This is a genomic window from Moraxella sp. 179-F 1C4 NHS, from assembly GCF_045370505.1.
Taxonomy (GTDB): Bacteria; Pseudomonadota; Gammaproteobacteria; order Pseudomonadales; family Moraxellaceae; genus Faucicola; species Faucicola tetraodonis.
Genome location: NZ_JBIQEC010000049.1, coordinates 1 through 4,761, shown reverse-complemented (window position 1 = coordinate 4,761; position 4,761 = coordinate 1). Strand labels below are relative to the sequence as shown.

The window sequence follows — 4,761 nt, the reverse complement described above, 5'->3', positions numbered from 1 at the left end:
GTCATTTAAATACCAGCCTTCAATTTACCAATCTCGCTTTTATCACTTTATTATTGAAAAGATTGTGAACAGGTTCTAACGTCTGATCGTTTGACAGTGGTCGCTCGGTCAGATGTTGGGCAGCAATATGATTAATTTTAAGCCTTAATATAATTGGCTTTCCTCGTTGCGTTAAATGGGTTTCAAGCATGCCCTTTCGACTTAATTCTTCCAAACTTAAATCATTCACCCAATTGGGTATTGGCTCTTCTAAAATCTGTACTGATTTGATGCGTATGATGGCGTAATTGCGGTTAGCATCTAAATAGACTTTTTTAGGCGTCGATATACTTTCCTCTACTTTGTAAAAAGCAGTTAGGTAAATCATATTATCGATAAATATCAATCCTCTTGGATAAATCCACCGTGTAACAGGCTCATTTGCCCATTTTGCTAGATAACTTATTTTTAATCTTTTACCATCGATGATCGCTTGATGAATAGTTTTTAGAATATGCTCGTCATATTTAGGCGCTTGCAATAAACTTGGTATCGTAAATAGGTGGTTTTTCCATTGCCCAAGCTGACTAATTTGATATTGCAGATTTTGATGATTTTTGACGTTAGCGATCTTGGCAGTTAATGTATTATGAATATTTTTAGGTAAGTAGTTGGCAGTGAATTTATCAAGCATTTCCCAAAAAAATAGGTTTTCATTGTCAAAGCTATCTAGGGTAAAGTTGGGGTGAAGGTAGTATTTTGGGGTTTTACCTGCGATTGACCCTTCTTCCCATGCTGGCATACGACAAATAGAGTTATCGCCAAACAGTGAATACAATGAAAGCAAGTCTTGCTCTAGGAGTTTGGCACGGCTTTTGGCTTTGTCGCCTGTGGGGTTAAACCTGGTTAATAGCTCGCTTAGGGTTTTGGCATTTTTTTTGCCTTTGGGTAAATGTTGATACAGTAAAATCAAGCGTTCGCCACGGGTTTTTTCCATGATATTCATTTTATTTGCCTTCTAATACAAAAGGCGATGAGCTGTTGGTTGCAGCCATGGATGTCGCCAATGGCGTAGGTTTTAGGCACAATTGTTTCTTAAAAGCTTTAAAATTATTCGATAAATTGAGCTAATCTTTTACCCATTGCTTCAATATCAGAATGACTTTTTAGTCCCTTATTTGGTGCATTTGGAAATGGTAAAACCGCAATAATTGTTCCGTTATCATTTTTTTTCCATTGCAATATTAAGTTACCAACTTCTTCTGTATTAAAGTCAGTTTCATTATCAGAAAAAGCTAGATTAAATTTATGGGCGTAGGTTTTACCAAAACAGATAATAAGTTTAGGATCGTATTTTTGAACCCAACGTTGTATGACTGGAAAACGATTTTCTTTACACCATTGCAAATAATCATTTTTAGTTTTAAAGCCACTGACTTCTGCAATTTCATTCGTCCAAAGGTTAGCATTTGTCTTTTTGAAAGCTATTGGATAAAGATTCATTTTAAAATATGAAGAATTTCCATTTTCTAAAAATGGCATTTCTATTTCTACAAACTTTTTATAATTATTTAGATCATAATCTTGCATTACTGCAAGTAGTTTATAAGTCACCATATTATAAGGATAGTAGTCTAAAACCCCATTTCTATCGTAACCGAAATTATCAGAACCATCCCATTTTTGATTGATATAGTTTTTTAAACCTTTAGCATCTATACCACCGCCCCATTCAATACCACAAATCCAAATTGACCGATTGCTAGGTGAACCAATCGTACCACCATCACAACCAGAAAAATCTAAAAGCCAATTTTTATCCATTACTTACTCCTAAGTTAAATAATATTTAGACTTAAAAAATTTCATTTTTAAACAAAATTCTAGTTTTTATTCTATCACGTCATTTAGCAACATTAAACTATTTAACGCCCCCACACTCACCCCAAAACAATTACTCTTATCAAGCACTTGCGGTTCTCGCAAATTAACACGCAATAAGCTCACTGATTCGTTGATTGAATGCTGGACCAATCGCTCACCAAAATTTCGCACGCTCGGTACAGCTGTCCCTGCTCCCAATTCAATAATGGCTAAATTTTTCACTTGCTTTAGCCAAGCTATTAACTTTCGCTCTTTTTCGTCTTGCATCTGCGATTGCCAATGCCAGTCGCCAAACATCAAAATATTAGGACGAGCCATACCGCCGCAGTGGGGACAAGTTGGAAAATCATTGATTAGCTGACAATATTTCTTATCGACCACAGGTTTGGAATTATCGGCCGACCAAATAGCTTGCGTGCAATTTTCTAGGCACTGTAACCAATGAATAGAGCCATGACATTCAAATACTTGATCATCCTGAAATCCAACTTTTTGAAATTCACCATCCACGTTACTGGTAAACACAAATGAGCCGTTTTTAAGATTGAGTAATGTTTCTGACCATTTTTTAAGTAGATGAAAACCTTGATGCGGTTCTACCGCTCGATATGCATTGAGCCTGAGACCATAAAACCCCCAAGCCAATTTTGGATCGGTGTGGAACAGTTCTGGCGTCGCCATATCGACAAAGCTTTTGCCCAGATGCTTGAGCGGTGGATAGGCTTTCCAAAAGCCTTGATCGCCCCGAAAGTCAGGTAAACCTGAATCCACGCCCATCCCTGCGCCTGCGGTGATGAGTAAGCCATCAGCTTGTTTAAGGTGTTCGGCAAAATGGGTTAACTTGGTTGTATTATCCATTTTTATTCCTTTGCTGTTGTCGTCTGAGATACTATTTAATTGAGTTGCCTGCTCTTTGAGTTGGATTAGTGGTTTTCATCGGTATATCGTCTTCTATAATAACTGGCTCAATATCATCTTCTTTATCGGCATAAACCAAAAACATACAGATACAACAACCCTGCTCACCTTTTTTCCAGTAATCAAACTCATGAAAGAAACTTAACTGATAAAATGTAGTCGCATCATTAACCATTAAATTTTTATCTATTTGTTGGATAATAAAATCTTGCTGCTCACAACCAAAACTAATATCCGCAAACATATTAATCATCACGTTTTTAATCGGATAGTTGGATGATAGTCTCTGTAGTTTTGAGATAAACTGTTCACATGCTAAAGCCACGCAATTTTCACCACCTGCTACACCATGTAAAAATTCAATATTTTTGTTACCAGAAATTGCCCATTTTACTTCGTCCCAACTCATACCAATGATGCCACTACCGCTATGTAGTCGTTGAAATGCTTGCATAACTAAAGGCACTTCATTTAGTGAACACAAGATGACATTATCCGCAAGTTTTAGGCAATCATAATCTTTACCAGTGCCATTAATCGCAATCAAATAATCCGTTTGCGCCTGTATCCGATAGCGTTGCAAATCTGCCAAATCAACCTCATCACTCGCCACAAAAAAAGTGACTTCATTTTTGCCATTGGCAATTTTATGTGGTTCATATTTATCGACTTTTACAATGTCACTATCAAGTACTGATGAATTATTTTCCATTTCACACACGCCTTTTTTCTTTAATGCTCATCAAACCTTACTAAAATTGCGGTTGCATTATCATACGCACGACCTTCAGAGGCATAAATCTGTTTGCTTAACTGTTTAAGCCATGCTTGTAAATTAGTATGCTTATCGATACTTTGCCATTTATCGCAAGGCACTAAGTCATGTACGCCATCGGTACATACCACTAAGCAATCATCTGATGAGACCTTTAACGTTTGACTGTCAAAAGTAGGCATTGGATTGTTGTCTAAGTCACTATCGGCAATCAAACAATCGGTTAATGCATACATAGGACTTGCCATACCGTCTTGGTTATATTCGCCAAAGTCGGCTTGGCGATTTTCATTTTCCGCTTTTTCATCAATCAATTGATTGAGTAGATTATGGTCACGGGTGATACATCGCCATGTTTTTGTCATAGCTGAAAAATGATAAACCCGACTGTCACCGATATGTTTGATAACGATGGGCGGATTGGTTTCACTGGCTTTAGCAAGTGGTCGATAGACTAGGGCAAGCGTCGCGGACGCGCCATAAAAGCGTTTTGGTAGGGTTGCGACTTTTTCATAAATCTTTGAGATATCCATGACAGCCGATTGATTTGAATTGTCTAAATAGTTTTGCCACAGTTGTTTGACTGTTTTAACTGTCTTAAGGCTAGCATATTGCGATAGATTAGATTCTGCTACACCATCGGATACCGCAACACAAAAGGCGTCATCACATCGATGCACAGGTGTGATACCAATCGCTTCTTGGTAATAATCATCGACAAAGAAAAATGCATCTTGCTGCAAGCGGTTGCTGGCATTGCCTTGAAAGGTCATCGCACAAATCGTAGTGGAGAGTCTGGTCATATCACGAGTCGAGTAAGAAGGTTAATCTGATTATAACCGTAAAGTTGGAAAAATATATTCTAGGTTTCTTTATTCGATATAGTCCGTGATTCAATACGTTTTTTGGCTGTGGTATAAAAAGTATGCTCACTATACCCAGCCATAATTGACATAGTGGAACAGTAAATTAAACGCTTTAAAATGATTTGCTAGCTTTTTCGAGAAACAGCTTGTCTTTCGAAAGACTCGCCTAAGCCTTTGCCTAAAACAATTGTTGTTCCCTTCAATATCAACCGTATGGTGTTTACCTACCTTTTTAAAATCAAAATCAAAGGCGGTTAAAAAACTATCCCAGTTATCACAGCAGACATAGCCAAAATCAACACCTAATTCATCAAGCTTGGCTCGTAGCTGTTTGGCTGT

6 protein-coding genes are annotated in these 4,761 nt (G+C 37.5%); all 6 read right to left on the bottom strand.

Annotated features, from left to right (window positions below):
* Positions 1-19: 19 nt before the first annotated feature.
* Positions 20-985 (bottom strand): helix-turn-helix transcriptional regulator, encoded by a 966-nt coding sequence (locus ACH0AB_RS11600; RefSeq protein WP_406878242.1) that lies wholly within the window; start codon positions 983-985, stop codon positions 20-22.
* A gap of 104 nt (positions 986-1,089) precedes the next feature.
* Complete coding sequence (locus ACH0AB_RS11595; protein ID WP_309577542.1) at positions 1,090-1,803, bottom strand: hypothetical protein; 714 nt, start codon at positions 1,801-1,803, stop codon at positions 1,090-1,092.
* A gap of 66 nt (positions 1,804-1,869) precedes the next feature.
* The gene (locus ACH0AB_RS11590; RefSeq protein ID WP_406878241.1) at positions 1,870-2,721 is read right to left on the bottom strand and encodes an SIR2 family NAD-dependent protein deacylase; all 852 of its coding nucleotides are present in this window, start codon (positions 2,719-2,721) and stop codon (positions 1,870-1,872) included.
* A 31-nt stretch (positions 2,722-2,752) separates the two neighbouring features.
* Positions 2,753-3,493 carry a hypothetical protein gene (locus ACH0AB_RS11585; protein ID WP_312116990.1) on the bottom strand — a complete coding sequence of 247 codons (741 nt, stop codon included), beginning with the start codon at positions 3,491-3,493 and terminating at the stop codon, positions 2,753-2,755.
* 20 nt (positions 3,494-3,513) lie between these two features.
* Positions 3,514-4,359 carry a PP2C family protein-serine/threonine phosphatase gene (locus ACH0AB_RS11580; RefSeq protein WP_406878240.1) on the bottom strand — a complete coding sequence of 282 codons (846 nt, stop codon included), beginning with the start codon at positions 4,357-4,359 and terminating at the stop codon, positions 3,514-3,516.
* A 129-nt stretch (positions 4,360-4,488) separates the two neighbouring features.
* Positions 4,489-4,761: IS1 family transposase (locus ACH0AB_RS11575; RefSeq protein ID WP_406878239.1), on the bottom strand; the 273-nt coding region annotated here is incomplete at its 5' end.

Excerpts from the sequence above, each read along its gene's own strand:
- ACH0AB_RS11590 (WP_406878241.1), bottom strand. The coding sequence starts at position 2,721 with ATGGATAATACAACCAAGTTAACCCATTTTGCCGAACACCTTAAACAA.
- ACH0AB_RS11585 (WP_312116990.1), bottom strand. The coding sequence starts at position 3,493 with ATGGAAAATAATTCATCAGTACTTGATAGTGACATTGTAAAAGTCGAT.
- ACH0AB_RS11595 (WP_309577542.1), bottom strand. The coding sequence starts at position 1,803 with ATGGATAAAAATTGGCTTTTAGATTTTTCTGGTTGTGATGGTGGTACG.
- ACH0AB_RS11580 (WP_406878240.1), bottom strand. The coding sequence starts at position 4,359 with ATGACCAGACTCTCCACTACGATTTGTGCGATGACCTTTCAAGGCAAT.
- ACH0AB_RS11600 (WP_406878242.1), bottom strand. The coding sequence starts at position 985 with ATGAATATCATGGAAAAAACCCGTGGCGAACGCTTGATTTTACTGTAT.